This is a genomic window from Mycobacterium persicum, from assembly GCF_002086915.1.
Lineage (GTDB): Bacteria > Actinomycetota > Actinomycetes > Mycobacteriales > Mycobacteriaceae > Mycobacterium > Mycobacterium persicum.
Genome location: NZ_MWQA01000001.1, coordinates 4357636 through 4375372 on the forward strand (window position 1 = coordinate 4357636; position 17737 = coordinate 4375372).

Here is a 17737-nt window from a genome sequence, read left to right on the forward strand (position 1 = left end):
GAGAGTATCGACTGAAGAGGCATGCAGTCCGTGGAGACGGCGCTGGTGGGGGTTTGTCAGGCAATGAACCCCCACCAGCGGTCTCCAATGCTTCCCGCATGAGGCAGCGGTGTCATAGGCCGCCGACAGCTACCGCAAATCTGTGCAATCCCCGCGACTATGAGGACCTAAGCCCATGTCTGAATCTTGCGCCGCGGCCACGGCCGTGTTTGCGGGCCCGGATTGGTCGCTGTGGCCAACCCGAGTGCTGGGAGATGCCGATCCAACTTCCATCGCCCACCGTTCGGGGACCTATCGCATCATCTCTCCCGAGCAGACCTGGCAGGCCGTGCAACCGATGCTGGAATCGGCGGGCATCACCCGTGTCGCCGACCTCACCTGGCTCGATGATCTCGGCATTCCCACCGTTCAGGCAGTGCGCCCGGCCTCGCTGACACTCTCGGTCAGTCAGGGCAAGGCCGCCACCTACCGCGCCGCCCAAGTTTCTGCGGTCATGGAATCGCTGGAAACCTGGCACGCCGAAAACGTCACGCCCGATCTGTTTTCCATGACCACCAGGGACATCGCGGCCGCACTGACCTACGATCCCGCCCAGCTGCTCCTGTCGGCCCGAAGCATCTACCATCCGGGCGCCAAGCTCGACTGGATGACCGCGACGACGCTGTTGACCGGCCGCCAAACCTGGGTGCCCTGGGAGGCGGTTCTGGTGAACGCGGCGGTCGACAACCGCTGGGACCCGCCGATGTTCTCGATGGACACCACGGGGTTGGCGTCGGGCAACAGCTACTGGGAGGCCAGCCTGCATGCCCTCTACGAGGTCATGGAACGCCATGCCATGGCCGCCGGCGAGCCCGGACGCACACTGTTCGAGGTGCCTGTCGACGATGTCGCCGACTCCGGCTGCGCCGGGTTGGTCGACAAGATTTACCGGGCCGGAAGCGAACTGAAGATCGCGCGTACCGACGTCTGGGACGGTTTGCCTTGCTTCACTGCCGAGATCTGTTCGCCCATGCTGGGCGTGCCGTTCAGCGGCTTCGGTTTACACCACGATCCCAACGTGGCGCTGTCTCGTGCGATCACCGAAGCCGCGCAATCGCGGCTGACGGCGATCAGCGGAGCCCGCGAGGATCTGTCACCGGCGTTGTACCACCGCTTCGCCCGAGTGCACGCCTACGGCCCGCTGCGGCCAACCATGCGGCAGTTGCCCATCGCCGAAACCACATCGTGGCATGTTCCCGACACCGGTTCGCTGAGTGACCTGTTGGCCTCGGCCGCGACCGCGGTGGCAGCCCGGTCGGGCACCGAGCCGCTGGCGGTCGGGTGCGATCTGGCCGGCAGCTGCGTTCCGGTGGTGAAGGTCATCGCGCCCGGCCTGGCGGCAGCACATGGTTCTCCGATGCGCACCCCCTTGCAGGAGTTGGCATGACGACCGCCGGCCGGATCGTGGTAACCGCAGGGCCCACCATCGGCGTCGACGATATCCGCGCGGTCGTGCCCAATGCCGAAGTGGTGCCTCCGATTTCGTTTGGCGACGCGCTGCGCTACGGGCTGGAGCCCGGCGACACGCTGCTGATTGTCGACGGGTTGTTCTTCCAGCACCCCCCGGTGCGGCACAAAGAACTCTTGACTTTGATGGACGCCGGCGTCCGCGTGGTCGGCTCGTCCAGCATGGGCGCGCTGCGCGCCGCCGAACTTCATCCCTTCGGCATGGAAGGCTACGGCTGGGTATTCGACAGCTACCGCAATGGATACTTGGAAGCCGACGACGAAGTCGGCATGGTCCACGGCGAGCCCGAAGACGGCTATCCCGTGTTCGTCGACGCGCTGGTCAACATCCGCCAAACGCTGGACCGCGCGGTCGGGACCGGTTTGCTATCCGCGCAATTAGCGGCAGAGATCGTCGAAGCGGCCCGCCGCATGCCGTTCACCGAGCGCAGCTGGGAGCGCCTCCTCGCCGCCCTCGATGTGCCTGAAAGACGTTGCTTGGCAACGCAATTGCAGAAAGTGCGGGTCGACGTCAAACACGCCGACGCGCTACTGGCACTGCACAACATCACCGACGGACACCGTGGCGCGCCGACCCGCCCCGGCCCACCGCCAACCATCTGGTCCCAACGCTGGCAACAACGCTGGGCACCACCCGTTCCGGTGACCATTAGCACCGACAGCGGAACCGACACCACCGTCGAGGTCCGCGACACCGACGTCCTATCCCTGCTGAGCATCTGCGCCACCGACCGCTGGGCCTACCTGCCCGCCCTCGAGCAGGTCGCCGCCTGGCACTGGAGCCTGACGCATTCCGGGCACAGCGGCGACGTTCGCCACGACGCATCCCGCGCGATTGCGCAGGTTGCTGCCGACACCCGGCAACGCGCGTTGGAGACCGTCGCCCATCACCACGCCGTGGCCGTCGGACTTGCCGACGAGTCCGGCTTCCCCGAGGCGGTCAGGTCGCAGTGGTTGACCGCCGAAGAGAACGAAATCCTTTGCGACGACCCGATTGCCGTCTCCGCGCGACTGATCACCCGCACGTTGTTCGTCACCCGGGCGCTCCCGGCCATCGAGCACTTTCTCGACCTGTTACGCGCGGACGAGCGGCTGCCGGGCTGGCGCATTGCTACGGCCCACGCTCTGGCCAGGCGCGACGAATTAGCCCGTCGCAAGCCGCATTTGAACCTGCACCGACCCGACCCAAAGCAGCTCAAGAACCTCTTCGCCAGCCGATGGCGCACCGAGGTGGACCGCATCGAACTTGCCCGACGCGCCCTGATGAGCGAGGAGGCCTTCTATACCGCCGCCACTCTGTTCGCTGTCGCCGCCGCCGATGACCGGCTGCCCTCCCTCGAAGTCGGCGCCTTGGGTCCCGCCTAAAGCCCAGCGAACCACGGCATCGGTGTTTTCGACGCGAATGCATCGTCAGCGGTCGGGAGCGCCGGTCACGACGCAGCGGGTGCGGCTGTAGATCGTGGGCATGCACAGATTGCAATGCGTGCACGCCGAACGGGCCCGCTGCCCGTCGGCGGCGATCCGATTGATCAGGTCGGGCTCGGCCAGCAGCGCCCGGGCCATCGCCACGAACTCGAATCCCTCGGCCATCGCCAGGTCCATCGTCTCCCGGTTGGTGATTCCGCCCAGCAAGATCAGTGGCATCGACAACTCGGCGCGAAACAGCCGGGCGTCGCGCAACAGATAGGCATCACGGTAGGGGTATTCGCGGAAAAACTTGTGGCCGGTCATCCGGATGCCCCAACGCAGCGGCGGCTTGAAGGCGCCGGCGAATTCCTTGACCGGCGCGTCGCCGCGGAACAAGTACATCGGGTTGACCAGCGAACTGCCGGCGGTGAGCTCCAGCGCGTCCAGTCCGCCGTCGTCCTGCAGCCACTTCGCCGTGATCAGCGCCTCGTCCACCGTGATCCCGCCGCGGATGCCGTCGGCCATGTTGAGCTTGGCGGTCACCGCGATCTGTTGTCCGACGGCACGGCGAACCGCCAGCACCAATCCGCGGGCGACCTTGGCCCGGTTCTGCAGCGACCCGCCGAACTCGTCGTCGCGCCGGTTGATCAGCGGCGACAGAAACGAGCTCGCCAGATAGTTGTGGCCCAAATGGATTTCGACGGCGTCGAAGCCGGCGTCGACGGCCAGGCGGGCGGCGTCGGCGTGCGCGGCCGTCACGTCGGCGATGTCGTCGCGGGTGGCCTTCTTGGCAAACCGCATCGCGAGCGGATTGAAGAACCGCACCGGAGCCAGCGCGGTCGCCTTGTTGGACCGGGCGTCGGCCACCGGGCCGGCGTGGCCGATCTGGGCACTGACCGCCGCGCCCTCGGCGTGCACGGCCTCGGCGAGCCGGCGCAGCCCCGGCACCGCCTCGGGCCGCATCCACATCCCGTCGCCACTGGTGCGGCCGCCGGGGGAGACCGCGCAATACGCGACCGTCGTCATGCCGACCCCGCCCGCCGCCGGCAGCCGGTGGTACTCGATCAGATCGTCGGTCACCAGCGCATCGGGCGTGCGCGCCTCGAACGTCGCGGCCTTGATGACGCGGTTGCGCAGCGTCAGCGGACCCAGCTTGGCCGGGCTGAACACGTCGGGGGCATCGGCCATGTCAGGAGCGTACGCGGCGGACGTGCCACACTGTCTGCCGTGGGCGCAATCACGCTGGACGGCAAGGCCACCCGCGACGAGATCTTTGTGGACTTGAAGCGGCGGGTGGCGGCACTGACTGCGGCCGGCTCGGATCGCCCCGGGTTGGGCACCATCCTGGTCGGCGAGGACCCCGGATCGCAGGCCTACGTGCGGGGTAAGCACGCCGACTGCGCCAAGGTCGGCATCACGTCGATCCGCCGCGACCTGCCCGCCGACATCAGCACCGCCACGCTCAACGAGACCATCGACGAACTGAACGCCAACCCCGACTGCACCGGCTACATCGTGCAGCTGCCGCTGCCCAAACATCTGGACGAGAACGCGGCGTTGGAGCGCGTCGACCCGGGCAAGGACGCCGACGGACTGCATCCGACCAACCTCGGCAGGCTGGTCCTCAACACCCCGGCGTCGCTGCCCTGCACCCCGCGCGGCATCGTGCACCTGCTGCGGCGCTACGACGTCGAACTCGCCGGGGCGCACGTGGTCGTCATCGGCCGCGGTGTGACGGTGGGCCGCCCGCTGGGGCTGTTGCTCACCCGCCGCTCCGAGAACGCCACGGTGACGTTGTGCCACACCGGAACCCGCGACCTGGCGGCCTTGACCAGGCAAGCCGACATCATCGTGGCGGCCGTCGGGGTGCCGCACATGTTGACCGCGGACATGGTGCGCCCCGGCGCCGCGGTGGTCGACGTCGGAGTCAGCCGCACCGCGGACGGACTGGTCGGCGACGTACACCCCGACGTGTGGGAGGTCGCCGGTCACGTGTCGCCGAACCCCGGTGGCGTCGGGCCGCTGACCCGGGCGTTCCTGTTGACCAACGTCGTCGAGCTGGCCGAGCAGCGATGACGGCGCGGGCCATCCTGGCGCACACGTTTCGCGCTCAGTGGCCGATCCTGCTGGTGGGGCTGATTTTCGTGGTGGCGTTCGTGCTGGTGGGGGCGAACTTCTGGCGCCGAGGTGCGTTGTTGATCGGGATCGGTGTGGGGGTGGCGGCCGCGCTGCGGCTGGTGTTGTCCGACGACCTGGCCGGCTTGCTGGTGGTGCGCAGCAAGGGAACGGACTTCACGACCATGGCGGTGGTGGGGGCCGCGATGGTCTATATCGCGTCGACGATCGACCCGCTGGGCACCGGCTAAGCCCTAGAACCCGGGAATCCCCGGTATCTGCGGCAAGCCCGGCAGGTTGCCGGTTGCCACGTCCGTCATCGCTTGCGGGCAATACGTCGAAATGGCGATGCTGGTGAAGATTTGCGCCATCGACTTGGGCATGCCGGTGCCCGCGGCGACGACGGTCGCTGCCGCCGAGTTGAACGTCCCGCCCGGTTGGGCCAGTGTCGAGCACACGGAGTGGCCCAGATCCACGGCACTCGCCGGGTCGCCGTAGTTGACGCCGGCGTCGTTGAGCGCGCCGATGAAAGCGTCGTCGATCGTGCCGGCCTCGGCCGGTGCCGCCAGTGCGGCGGCCGCGGTGAGCGCGACTGCGGATCCCGCCAATAAACGAATCGTGAGCGGCTGATGGCGCCATGTTTTCATGTCAGCTCCCATTTCGTATCGGAGCGCACCAGGCCGTTCGGGCACACTCAGGCTTCCCTAGGAACCTTGGTGCACGGCCGTCACGTTTCGAACACGACCGCGTAAAGGTTTGTCGTCGACTGTCAGCCCGCGCCCAACGACACGATCGCGTCACACTGTGCCACGACACGTCGCACCTCAGCCGGTTTCGCCGTCGCGCTGATTGACAATGCGGCCCATGATTTCTCGGCAGGCGTTCCTTCGCGGCGCGGTGGGAGCGTTGGCGACGTCGGCGGTATTCGGGCAGGTGCGGGCGGCTGCGGATCCGTCCAGCGGTTGGAGCGGTCTGGCCTCCTCGATCGGTGGCCGGGTGCTGCTGCCCGGTAGCGGGGGCTCGTTCACGTCGGGCAAGCAGGTTTTCAACTCGCTCTACAACGGCTCGAATCCGGCCGCGGTGGTCACGGTCACCTCGCAGGCCGACGTCGAGAAGGCCGTCGCGTTCGCGGCCGCCAACAAGCTCAAGATCGCTCCGCGCGGCGGCGGGCATTCCTACATCGGCGCGTCGGCAGCGGCCGGCGCCATGGTGATCGATCTGCGGGGCCTGACCGGCGGCGTGAATTTCGACAGCGCCACCGGAAACGTCACGATGCCGGCCGCGACCGAGCTGTACGCGGCGCAGCAGGCGCTGGCCGGCGCCGGCCGCGCGATTCCCACCGGCAGCTGCCCGACCGTCGGCGTGGGCGGCCTGACCCTCGGCGGCGGAATGGGCGCCGATTCCCGCCACGCCGGCCTGACCTGTGATGCGCTCAAGTCGGCGACCGTGGTGTTGCCCAGCGGGCAAACGGTCACCGCTTCCGCCGACGATCACCCAGACCTGTTCTGGGCGTTGCGGGGCGGCGGGGGTGGCAACTTCGGGGTGACGACGTCGATGACGTTTGCGACCTTCCCGACCGCCGACTCCGACGTGGTGCGCGTCGACTTCGCCCCGTCGTCGGCGGCCCGGGTGCTGACCGGCTGGCAGACCTGGCTGGCGGCGGCCGACCGCAACACCTGGGGTCTGGTCGACATGTCGGTCGGCGGGTCGCAGGCCAACTGCCACGTGCTGGCGACCTGCCCGGCGGGATCTGGTCCCGGCGTGGCCGATGCGATCAAATCCGCGGTCGGTGTACAGCCCACCGGGACCGAGCACAAGACGCTGAGTCATATGGACCTGGTGATGTATCTGGCCGGCGGCAGCTCGACGAGTTCACCACGCGGCTTCGTGGCCGGATCCGACGTCATCGGGACGGTGAATTCGGCTGCGGCACAAGCAATTGTCGCAGCGCTGGGAAAGTGGCCGCCGGCCTCGGGACGGGCGTCGGTGATCGTCGACACGCTCAGCGGCGCGGTCGGCGACATCGATCCGGCCGGCTCGGCATTTCCGTGGCGCCGGCAATCCGCCGTCGCGCAGTGGTACGTCGAGACGCCCAACAGCGGGCAAGCCGCCGTCGCCAACAACTGGCTCAGCGCCGCACATCAAGCGGTGCAACAGTTTTCGGTCGGAGCGTACGTCAACTACCTGGAACCCAACACCGCGCCGTCGCGATACTTCGGGCCAAACCTGTCGCGGCTCACCGAGATCCGGCAACGGTACGACCCCAACCGGTTGATGTACTCCGGTCTGAACTTCTAACCGCTGTTCACCAAATAGGTGGTTTCAGTAGTGATCTCAGCTCCAACCCGGCTTACGCAGTGCCCATTGAGGGTCGGGGCGTCGGTACGGCAGACGCAGCGGCTGCGGTTGGATCAAGACCACCTCGGTGATGCTGGTGTGGCCACTGTGACCAGCAGCGGGTGCCGCCAACTGCCCGCACGCCGGCGCCCTCGAACCCAACGCCGCGCCGGCGCGATACCTCGGCCCAAACCGTGCCCGGCCGCAGCGCGTGGACGCCGTGCCGGCGCCAATCCCGGCGTCGAGCACCCGCACCATCCAGGACGCGGCCCATTCGGCGACGATACGGTATCGGTTGCGTCCGAAAGTGGCTTGTTCTGGGCTGCGTAGGTTCTCCAGACGGCCTGTCTACTCGTCCCCTATCGTTTAGCTGTGCGTGAGAACTCGATTCCCGCCATGCTGCGCGAGCGTGCCACCCTGCGGCCTGACGAGACAGCGTTCACGTTTGTCGACTACGAGCAGGATTGGGCGGGCGTTGCGGAAAGTCTGACGTGGTCGCAGCTGTATCGGCGCACGCGCAGCGTTGCGCGGGAGCTCACCGCCCGCGGGTCGACCGGCGACCGCGCGGTGATCTTGGCGCCGCAAGGACTGGAGTACGTCCTGGCGTTTCTGGGCGCACTACAGGCCGGTCAGATCGCGGTTCCGCTGTCGATGCCGCTGGGTGGCGCCAGCGATGAGCGGGTTAGTGCCGTCCTGGGCGACGCATCGCCGTCGACGATTCTGACCACATCGTCTGTCGCCGGCGACATCGCCGAGTGCATCGGATCCGAAGCCCGTGAGCGCGGCACCCCATCGCTGATCGAAGTCGACCTCCTGGACTTGGACTCCCCGGGCGGACCCACTGACGAAGCCTCGAACACACCAGACATCGCCTATCTGCAGTACACCTCCGGGTCCACCCGTACGCCGGCGGGAGTTGAGATCTCGCACAAGAACATTCACGTCAACGTCGAGCAAATTCTGTCCAGCCTGTATCGGGACCGCGGCGACGCTGCTCCGCCGGACACCACCGTCGTGTCGTGGCTGCCGTTCTTTCACGACATGGGTTTGGTCCTGGGGATTGCGATCCCGATTCTGGGCGGATTTCATGGCGTCCTCACCAGCCCGGGGTCGTTCCTGCAACGACCGGCGCGGTGGATGCAATTGACGGCAAGCCATAGTTCCGTATTTACCGGCGGGCCCAACATCGCGTTCGAATTGACGGCGGCAAAAACCTCAGATGACGATATGGCCGGGCTCGACCTCGGGGACGTGCGCAACATTGTCAGTGGTGCCGAACGCGTACAACCGGCGACGCTGCGGCGCTTCGCCAAGCGATTCGCCTCCTACAATCTCGACCCCAAGGTATTGCGGCCCTCGTATGGGCTTGCGGAAGCCACGGTGTTCGTGGCGACCCGCGAATCGGATCAACCACCGCTCACCGGCCATTTCGAATCCGAGGAACTGACCGCCGGCCACGCGAAACGGTGCCCACGCGGAGACGGCACACCGCTGGTCAGTTACGGCATGCCGCGGTCGCCCACGGTGCGCATCGTCGACCCCGAGACCGGCATCGAGTGTCCGCACGGAACGGTTGGGGAGATCTGGGCACACGGTGACAACGTCGCGACCGGCTATTGGCAGAAACCTCAGGAGACGGAACGGACCTTCGGCGCAACCATTGTCGGTCCGTCGGCCGGAACACCCGAGGGGCCGTGGCTGAGAACCGGAGATCTGGGCGTCGTCTCCGAAGGCGAGTTGTTCATCATCGGCCGTATCAAGGATCTACTGATCGTGTACGGCCGCAACCACTCTCCCGATGACATCGAGGCGGCGATCCAGGAGATCACCGGAGGCCGCTGTGTGGCCATCGCCGTTCCGGACGACGACGGCGTCGAGAAGCTGGTCACCATCGTCGAGTTCAAGGCGCGTGGCGACTCCGACGAGGCGATACGCGCTCTGGGCCTCGTCCGGCGGGAAATCACCTCGAAGATATCGAAGTCGCAGGGGCTGAGTGTGGCGGATCTCGTTCTGGTTCCGCCTCATTCGATTCCGCTCACCACAAGTGGCAAGGTCCGGCGGCGGGATTGCCTACAACGGTATCTGCGCGATGAGTTCACCCGGTTGGACGGGAGCCAGCGGGAGAAGCGCGTGAAGCCTGATGCTACCGACACCGCGAGTGCCGGGGCCGACGTGACGTTGACACAGCGCCTGCACACGCTGCGCCAGCAGCAACACGACCTGCTGTTCGGGATGGTGTGCGAGCAGGCGGCAACCGTGCTGGGCTATCCCGGCCCTGACGACATCGACCCTGAGTGCACATTTCAGGACCTGGGGTTTGACTCGGTGAAAGCCACCGAATTGCTTGACCGCCTCAAGACGGTCACCGGGCTGCCATTGCCACCAACCCTGGCCTTCGACTACCCCACCCCGGCCGAGTTGGCCACCCATCTGGGCCAGCTGCTGAGCGGAACGGTTGCGGCGGCACCGCCGGTGCAGCCGCAGGTAAGAACGGATGAGCCGGTAGCGGTGGTGGGGATGGCGTGTCGTTTTCCCGGTGGGGTGGATTCGGCGGCGGCGCTGTGGGATCTGGTCGCCGGCGGCGCCGAGGCTGTGGGGCAGTTTCCGACCGATCGTGGCTGGGATCTGGCGGATTTGTTCGATCCCGACCCTGATGCGGTGGGTAAGACCTATACCCGCGCCGGGGCGTTTCTGACCGACGTGAGCGGGTTTGACGCCGAGTTTTTTGGGATCTCGGCCAGGGAGGCCCTGACCATGGATCCGCAGCAGCGGCTGCTGCTGGAGGTGTGCTGGGAAGCGTTGGAAACCACCCGGATCGATCCGGCCGCCTTGGTGGGTTCCGAAACCGGGGTGTTCGTCGGAGCCTGGTCACAGCAATACGGCGGGGGCGGTTCTGATGGCGCCGAGGGATACGCCATGACCGGGACGTCCACCAGTGTGGCCTCCGGGCGGGTCGCTTATGCGTTGGGTTTGCAGGGCCCGGCTATCACCGTTGACACGGCATGTTCGTCGTCACTGGTGGCCGCGCATCTGGCAGCTCAGTCGCTGCGAAACGGGGAATGCGGTTTGGCCCTGGCCGGCGGTGTCACGGTGATGACCACTCCAGCAGTGTTCACCGAGTTCTCCCGGCAACGCGGGCTGGCCGCCGATGGGCGTTGTAAAGCGTTTGCGGCCGCTGCTGATGGCACCGGCTGGGGCGAAGGGGCCGCGGTGCTGGTGCTGGAACGGCTCAGCGACGCGCATCGCAACAACCACCCGGTGTTGGCGGTCATCGCGGGATCGGCGATCAACCAGGATGGGGCCTCTAACGGGTTGACCGCCCCCAATGGGCCCGCTCAGCAGCGCGTCATCAGCCAGGCCGTCGCCAACGCCGGTATCGGGCTTGACGAGGTCGACGTCGTCGAGGCCCACGGCACCGGCACCACGCTGGGCGATCCGATCGAGGCCGGCGCCCTGATCGCCACCTACGGTGCCGCACGTGGTCCGGAGCACCCACTGTGGTTGGGATCGATCAAATCCAACATCGGCCACACCCAGGCCGCTGCCGGTGTCGCCGGCATGATCAAGATGATCGCTGCCCTCAACCACGACAGTCTGCCGCCGACCCGCAACGTCGATCGCCCCAGCCCGCACATCGACTGGTCCGCCGGCACCGTCCGGCTACTCACCGAACCGGTGCCCTGGCCGGTGCGCGATCATCCCCGCACCGCGGCGGTGTCCTCGTTCGGGATCAGCGGCACCAACGCGCATCTCATCCTGCAACAAGCCCCCACCCCGCCGCCCGACGCGACTGAGCCAACCGATCACGATGGTGCGCTCGGGCTGCCGGTATTGCCACTGTGGACGGTTTCGGCGCGCAGCCGCGCGGCGTTGTGCGCGCAGGCCGACCGGTTACACCAATTCCTGATCCGCCGTCCCGACCTGGATCTCAGCGACGTGGCCTACAGCCTGGCCGGCACCCGCACCCACCACCCACACCGGGCCGTCGTGACGGTGCCGGTCGGCAGCCCCGATCCGCGGGCTGAGCTGCTGGCGGCACTCGAAGCGTTAGCCGCTGATCAACCGCATCCGCAACTGATCCAACACCACCAACGCGCGACGTCGGCGGGAAACACCGTGTTGGTGTTCCCCGGACAGGGTGGCCAATACCCCGGTATGGCCGCCGAGCTATACGGCCGGCACCACGCATTTTCCGCCGCGCTCGACGAGTGCGATCAGGCCCTGGTTGCCCGGACGGGCTGGTCGGTGCGTGCGGTGATTCGCGGCGAGCCCGGCGCCCCCTCCCTGGATCGGGTCGATGTGGTCCAGCCGGTGTTGTTTGCGGTCATGGTGTCGTTGGCCCGCACTTTGATCAGCTACGGGATCGAACCGGACGCGGTGATCGGCCACTCCCAAGGCGAGATCGCGGCCGCCCATGTCGCCGGGGTGTTCACCCTTGAGCAGGCCGCCAAAATCGTGGCGCTGCGCAGCTCAGCCCTCGCGGATCTGGCCGGGGCCGGTGCGATGGCATCGGTGTTGCTGGCCGCTGACGAAGTGGCTGCGCGGCTGCGGCCTTACGGCGACGCATTGGCCGTTGTTGCGGTCAACGGACCCACCCAGACCATCATCAGCGGTGGTCCCGCCGCGATGCAGCGGTTCGTCGCGGCGTGCGAGGCAGATAACGTCCAGATCCGTTCCATCCCAGTCGATTACGCCTCACACTGCAGTCAGGTCGAACCATTGCGCGAGCGCCTACTCGAGGAGCTGGCTGGGCTGACCCCGAAACCGGGGCGGATCGCTCTGTATTCCACCGTGGACGGCGTCATGTCGGATCAGCCGCTGGACACCACCACCATGACCGCCGACTACTGGTATGCCAATTTGCGTCAACCGGTCCGGTTTTACGACAGCATCCGGCATCTGCTGGCCTCGGCCGAGCAGGTGTTTGTGGAGGTATCACCGCACCCGGTGCTGGCCCCGGCGATCGCTGACACCCTGGCCGGCGCTGCCGGGCGTCCTGGCTCGGCAGTCATTCCCACCCTGCATCGCGAGCGCGCCGATCTGGATGCCTTGACTACCACGCTGGCCCGGCTGCAGGTTCATGGTCGTAGCCCGGACTGGTCGGTGGTGTATCCCCACGCCCGCACGGTCGAGCTACCGACGTATCCCTTCCAGCACCATCGGTATTGGCTGACCCCCCAACCGAGCGGTGATGCCGCCGGTCTCGGACTTGATCAACCGCAGCATCCGCTACTCGGTGCGATCACCACGTTGGCTGATCGGGACGAGGTTGTGGCAACCGGTCGGTTGGCTCTCGGTTCGCAGCGCTGGCTTGCCGCCCATCGCGTGGGTGACGTGGTGGTGTTGCCCGGGACCGGGTTTGTCGATGTGGTGCTGGGGGTCGGGGATTACGTGGGGTGTCCGGTCATTGACGAGTTGGTGTTGCACACCCCGCTCGTGCTCGCCGAACACACCCCGACCGATATCCAGATCAGCGTGGCGGACCCCGACGGGGGTGGGCGACGCTCGTTCAACGTCCATTCCCGCGTAGGCGCCGACCATCGGGCCGAGCCGGGTTGGGTGTTGCACGCCAGCGGAATCCTGCGCACCGAGCAAACCGCTGCCGGTGAACCCCCTGCGGCGTTGCCGATGACGACCATCGATGTTGAGGGTTTCTATCGGGAGCTGGCCGCATGCGGTCTGCACTATGAACCCCCATTTTGCTCGGTACGCGGGATCGGCCACGATCCGGCCGACCCCGACCACATCTACGCTGAAGTGGCCCTTCCTGCCGGAACCGATGTCACCGGTTACGGGATCCATCCGGCTTTGCTGGATGCCGCGCTGCAGCCCATAGCCGCCGCCCTGGGCGTCGAGACGGACGCTGAGGCGGTGGTGCGCCTGCCGTTCGTGTTCACCGGGGTCACGCTGTATGCGACCGCGGCCACCCGGCTGCAGGTGTGGCTGACCCGCACCGGCACCGACACCTTCACCCTTCAGGCCAGCGATCCCGCCGGCGCGCCGGTAATCAGCATCGACACGGTTGTGGTGCGGGTCCTGCCCGACACGGCGACTCTCACACCAGCCACGACGGCCGCGCCGTCCGTTCAGGGTTTGTGGGAGCTGGCCTGGCCGCCCCTGTCCGCCGGTACTGCGGCAGCGGCCGAGCTGCCGCAGTGGACGGTTGTTGCCGAAGATCTCGATGCGCTGCCGACTGGCCTGCGCCGCGGCTCGGTGCGCCCCGAGTTGGACGCCGTGAAGCCATGCCCGCCGGTGGTCATCTGGTCTGTCGCCGTTCCGGACCTTCGTGGCGATAACGGTGATGCCGTATCGGGCATCCATGTGCTGACCCGACGGGTGCTGGCCGGGTTGCAGGCGTGGTTGGCCCGCCCCGACACGTCCGGCACGGTGCTGGTGGTTCTGACGTGTCGCGCGGTGACAACCAGCCCTTACGATCGAGCGCCGGACCTGGCGCAAGCCGCGGTGTGGGCGCTGATCCACAGCGCGCAAAACGAGTATCCGGGCCGGATCCGGTTGGTCGACATCGACGACGCCGCCACCAGCACCGACATCCTGCGGCAGATGCTGGCTACCTTCACCGGTACGGGTGGCGAGCCGCAACTGGCATTGCGCGACGGTATCGCTCACATGCCCCGGCTGACCCCGGCGCGGGCGTTGACCCCGCCCCCGACGCCGCACTGGCAGCTGATCACCACCGGTCGCGGGGATTTGGCGAACCTGACCCTGGTTCCCACCCCGGCGCCAACGGCGTTGGGCCCGGGTCAGATTCGGGTGCAGATCCGAGCCGCTGGCCTGAATTTCCATGACGTGGTGGTCGCCCTGGCGGCGATCAGCGATGAAGGCCTTGGCGCGGAAGCGGCCGGGGTGGTCATCGACACCGCAGACGACGTCACGGATTTCGCGCCCGGGGATGCGGTGATGGGGCTGTTCCCCAACAACGCGTTCGCCCCCACCGCCACCACCGATCACCGCGGCGTCGTGGCCGTCCCGCCGGGATGGTCCTACCCGCAAGCGGCTTCGGTCCCGGCCGCGTATATCACCGCGTACAGCGTTCTGATCGATATCGCGCAGTTGTCCGCAGGACAGCGGGTCCTCATCCACTCGGCTGCCGGCGGGGTCGGCCAGGCCGCCATCCGCCTGGCGCAACACGTGGGCGCCGAGGTGTTCGCCACCGCCCATCCCGCCAAGCACCACATCCTGCGCGGGTTGGGCATACCCGAGGATCACATCGCTTCCTCGCGCACCCTGGATTTCGGTGACACCTTCGCCGCAGCCGGTGGCGGGCGCGGGATGGACGTGGTGCTGAACAGTCTTCGTGACGAATTTGTGGACGCGTCGCTGCGGCTGGTGGTCCCGGGCGGGTGTTTCGTCGAGATCGGCAAAACCGACATCCGGGCAGCCGCCGACGTCGCGCACACTCATCCGGACCTGAGCTACCACGCCTACGACCTCAGCGCCGCCACCCCCGAACAGCTGCAACACGCCTGGGCCGGGGTGCGCGAATTGATCGAGTACGCGGTGATCCAGCCCCTGCCGGTGACGAGCTACGGGCTGTTGCGCGCCCCCCAGGCGTTCCGCGACATGAGCCAGGCCCGGCACACCGGCAAAATCGTGCTCACCCCGCCCGCAGTGCTCGATCCGAAGGGCACGGTGCTGATCACCGGCGGCACCGGCATGCTCGGCGGACTGTTCGCTGAACACCTGATCACCGGCTACGGGGTGCGCCGGCTGCTGTTGACCTCCCGGCGCGGCTCCAGCACGCCCGAAGCGGTCGAGCTGGCCCGGCGCCTGGAAAGTCTGGGAGCGCATGTCACGATCAGTGCCTGCGACTGTGCCAACCCGACCAAGCTGGCGGCCCTGATCGACTCGATTCCCGCCGAGCACCCGCTGACCGCCGTCATTCACGCTGCCGGCATCCTTGATGACGCGGTGACCAGCCAACTCACCGCACAACAGCTCGACAACGTGCTTGCCGCCAAAGCCGATAGCGCCTGGTATCTACATCAACTCACCGCCAACATCGAGCTGGCCGCGTTCGTGTTGTTCTCCTCGGCCGCCGGTGTCCTGGGTGCCCCGGGACAGGCTAACTACGCGGCCGCCAACGCCGTCCTGGACGCTCTTGCGCACAACCACCGGGCGGCTATCAGTCTGGCGTGGGGCTATTGGCAGCCCGCCTCCGGGATGACCGGCAACCTCGAGTCGCGTGATCTCACCCGCCTCGCCCGCAGCGGGACGGTCGCGATCACCACCAACCAGGGTTTGGCCCTCTTCGACGCCGCCCTTGCCCAGCAGCACCCCAATCTGATCCCGGCCCCGCTGAGCACCCGCGCGCTGGCGGCGTTGGCCCGGGAAAACAGCCTGCCTCCGATCCTGTCCGCGCTGATCACCACTCGGCCGCAGGCCGCCGCGGTCGACTCACGTGGGCTGCGTGCCCGGCTGGCCGGGCTGACCCCCGATCGACAACAAGCCATCCTGGCCGACCTGGTCATCACCGCCACCGCAGCCGTGTTGGCCCACCCGGACCCGGCAGCGATGGATCTCGATCAGCCGTTCAAGGACCTCGGCATCGACTCGCTCAGTGCGCTGGAACTGCGCAACACCCTGTCGGCCCAAACCGGAGTCACCTTGCCGGCCACTGTCACATTCGACCACCCCACCCCGACAATGCTCGCGGCCCACCTCGCCGAGCTGCTCAATGTCACCGCTGCGCCCGCGGCCGCGCCGGCTGTGGTCGCCACCGAAGGCGCTGAGCCGGTGGACAATCGGCTCGCCTACCTGGATCAAGCTGCTTTCCTCGGGCTGCGGGCGGGCCACGTCTCGCTGCTCCAGGTGACATGGATATACGACCGTCCTGTCGATGTTGACGGGTTGCGGCGTTTTCACCGCAATCTCGGACGCGGATTGTTGGGGCGCAGGATCGAACGGTCACCAGTGCCGTTCGCGCGCGATCACTGGGTTTTGGCTCCGCCGCCGGAGGAGATTGACTTCGCCGCAACCCTGCGACGGCGCGCCGACGTGGGCGCATGGGTCGACGAGCGGGCGCGCCTACCCATTGATCCGGAGTGGGGCCCAGCCTGGCATCTCGGGGTGCTGCCGCTCGAGGACGGCGGGACCGCGATCAGTCTGGTGGCTTCGCACGCGGTCGTCGACGCGATCGCTTTCGGCCAGGCGATAGTCGACGCGGTCGAAGGCAGGACGCTGGATCTGGGTTATCTGCCTGCGGGATCGCGCACCCTCAGGCGGGCGTTGCGTGCGGATCTCCGGCAAACCGCAAAGGAACTGCCCGAGGTCATGCACGCTCTGGGTGGTGTGACGCGAAGGCTTCGGCGTGATCGCGAGGAGTTCCGGTCATCGATCAAAGCGGCACCGCCTTCCCCGAAGTCCGCCGGCGGCGACCAGACGGTGGCGGTGCCTGCCGTGACCGCATGCATCGACCTGGCGGAATGGGATGCTTGCGCCAAAAGACTTGGCGCGAACAGTAATTCGCTTGTGGGCGGGGTCGCTTGCAGACTCGCGGTGCGGGCTGGACGGGTTCAGGATGACGGAACGGTCACCCTACGACTTGTGGTGTCGCTGCGGACCGAAGGTGACACCCGCGGCAATGCGCTGACGGCTGTTGACGTCGCGGTCGACCCGGAGCACGCGGCGACCGACCTCGGGGGAATGCACGCCAAGATCACCCGAGCGGTCCTGGAAGCGATGGAGGATTCCGACAACGAGTTCCTGGCACCGCTTCCGCTGGCCGCGATGACACCGGCGTGGGTGGCCAGAAGGCTGGTCGGGATGGCCGCGGGTGGTCCCAGCCTTCCCGTCACCTGCTCCAATGTCGGTGACCTGCCCCCGGCCGCGAACCGTCCTGACGGCACCGATGCCGACTCGGCGTACATGAGACAGCTCGAGCCCGATATCACCAGAAACGAACTCGAGGGCACGGGCGGACGAATGCTGCTGAGTTCCGGGCGAAGTCGCGGGCAGATGCGTATCGGAGTCTCTGCCTACATTGTCGGTCGCTCGAATACCACGGATGAGCTACGGGAGCTGGTTTCGCGTACCTTGGCCGAATTCGATCTGAACGCCGAGATCGATTGCTAAGACGGTACCGAACTGGTCAGCTCACGCAACGTAGTCCTGGGCCCGACATCAGATCTTTACCTGGTCGGCAGGCTGAGCCTGCTGCACGATGTGTCCGTCTCACTAGGAAACTCATCGTGCCCCACGAACGCGGCTGGTCAACGATGTCTTCGTGCGCATGGCTTTAGTTTCCACACCGCGGTACCGCACCGTCGCTCAAACCTCTTGTGGTAGCAGGCGTTCGGGGGATGTCTCACGTGCCCACCGAGTCGGCTGTCATGCCGCCGCATCGAGTGTGCGG

At 67.1% G+C, this 17737-nt stretch carries 8 protein-coding genes; 6 read left to right on the forward strand and 2 right to left on the reverse strand.

Annotated elements, in window-relative coordinates; translation table 11 throughout:
* Positions 1-175 precede the first annotated feature (175 nt).
* Entirely contained in the window at positions 176-1426 is a 1251-nt protein-coding gene (locus B4U45_RS19925) for a YcaO-like family protein (RefSeq protein WP_075546787.1), read from the forward strand.
* The gene (locus tag B4U45_RS19930) at positions 1423-2871 is read left to right on the forward strand and encodes a TfuA-like protein (protein WP_075546788.1); all 1449 of its coding nucleotides are present in this window, start codon (positions 1423-1425) and stop codon (positions 2869-2871) included. Before B4U45_RS19925 ends, B4U45_RS19930 begins: the two co-directional genes overlap by 4 nt.
* Before the next feature lie 45 nt (positions 2872-2916).
* Here B4U45_RS19930 and B4U45_RS19935 read toward each other — a convergent pair whose 3' ends face one another.
* Positions 2917-4101: an NADH:flavin oxidoreductase gene (locus tag B4U45_RS19935; RefSeq protein WP_075546789.1), complete on the reverse strand. Its 1185-nt coding sequence runs from the start codon at positions 4099-4101 to the stop codon at positions 2917-2919.
* Positions 4102-4140: 39 nt separating this feature from the next.
* On the opposite strand from B4U45_RS19935, the gene B4U45_RS19940 reads away from it, so the two are divergent.
* Positions 4141-4989, forward strand: a complete 849-nt coding sequence (locus tag B4U45_RS19940) for a bifunctional methylenetetrahydrofolate dehydrogenase/methenyltetrahydrofolate cyclohydrolase (protein WP_075546790.1) — start codon at positions 4141-4143, stop codon at positions 4987-4989.
* On the forward strand, positions 4986-5279 hold the full coding sequence (locus B4U45_RS19945) for a DUF3017 domain-containing protein (protein ID WP_083154085.1): 294 nt from the start codon (positions 4986-4988) through the stop codon (positions 5277-5279). The genes B4U45_RS19940 and B4U45_RS19945 overlap by 4 nt, the downstream gene beginning before the upstream one ends.
* A gap of 3 nt (positions 5280-5282) precedes the next feature.
* On the opposite strand, the gene B4U45_RS19950 is transcribed toward B4U45_RS19945, so the two are convergent.
* Positions 5283-5675, reverse strand: a complete 393-nt coding sequence (locus tag B4U45_RS19950; protein ID WP_075546792.1) for a DUF732 domain-containing protein — start codon at positions 5673-5675, stop codon at positions 5283-5285.
* A 208-nt stretch (positions 5676-5883) separates the two neighbouring features.
* Between B4U45_RS19950 and B4U45_RS19955 the strand changes: the two genes are divergently transcribed.
* Together B4U45_RS19955 and B4U45_RS19960 are read left to right on the forward strand one after the other, a co-directional pair.
* Positions 5884-7326 (forward strand): FAD-dependent oxidoreductase, encoded by a 1443-nt coding sequence (locus tag B4U45_RS19955; RefSeq protein WP_083154087.1) that lies wholly within the window; start codon positions 5884-5886, stop codon positions 7324-7326.
* Positions 7327-7737: 411 nt separating this feature from the next.
* Positions 7738-17457: a type I polyketide synthase gene (locus tag B4U45_RS19960; protein WP_122526379.1), complete on the forward strand. Its 9720-nt coding sequence runs from the start codon at positions 7738-7740 to the stop codon at positions 17455-17457.
* The last annotated feature ends 280 nt before the right edge of the window (positions 17458-17737 follow it).

Bases quoted from the DNA above. Each gene is read 5' to 3' on its own strand.
- B4U45_RS19925 (WP_075546787.1), top strand. From the start codon at position 176: ATGTCTGAATCTTGCGCCGCGGCCACGGCCGTGTTTGCGGGCCCGGAT.
- B4U45_RS19930 (WP_075546788.1), top strand. From the start codon at position 1,423: ATGACGACCGCCGGCCGGATCGTGGTAACCGCAGGGCCCACCATCGGC.
- B4U45_RS19935 (WP_075546789.1), bottom strand. From the start codon at position 4,101: ATGGCCGATGCCCCCGACGTGTTCAGCCCGGCCAAGCTGGGTCCGCTG.
- B4U45_RS19945 (WP_083154085.1), top strand. From the start codon at position 4,986: ATGACGGCGCGGGCCATCCTGGCGCACACGTTTCGCGCTCAGTGGCCG.
- B4U45_RS19950 (WP_075546792.1), bottom strand. From the start codon at position 5,675: ATGAAAACATGGCGCCATCAGCCGCTCACGATTCGTTTATTGGCGGGA.
- B4U45_RS19955 (WP_083154087.1), top strand. From the start codon at position 5,884: ATGCGGCCCATGATTTCTCGGCAGGCGTTCCTTCGCGGCGCGGTGGGA.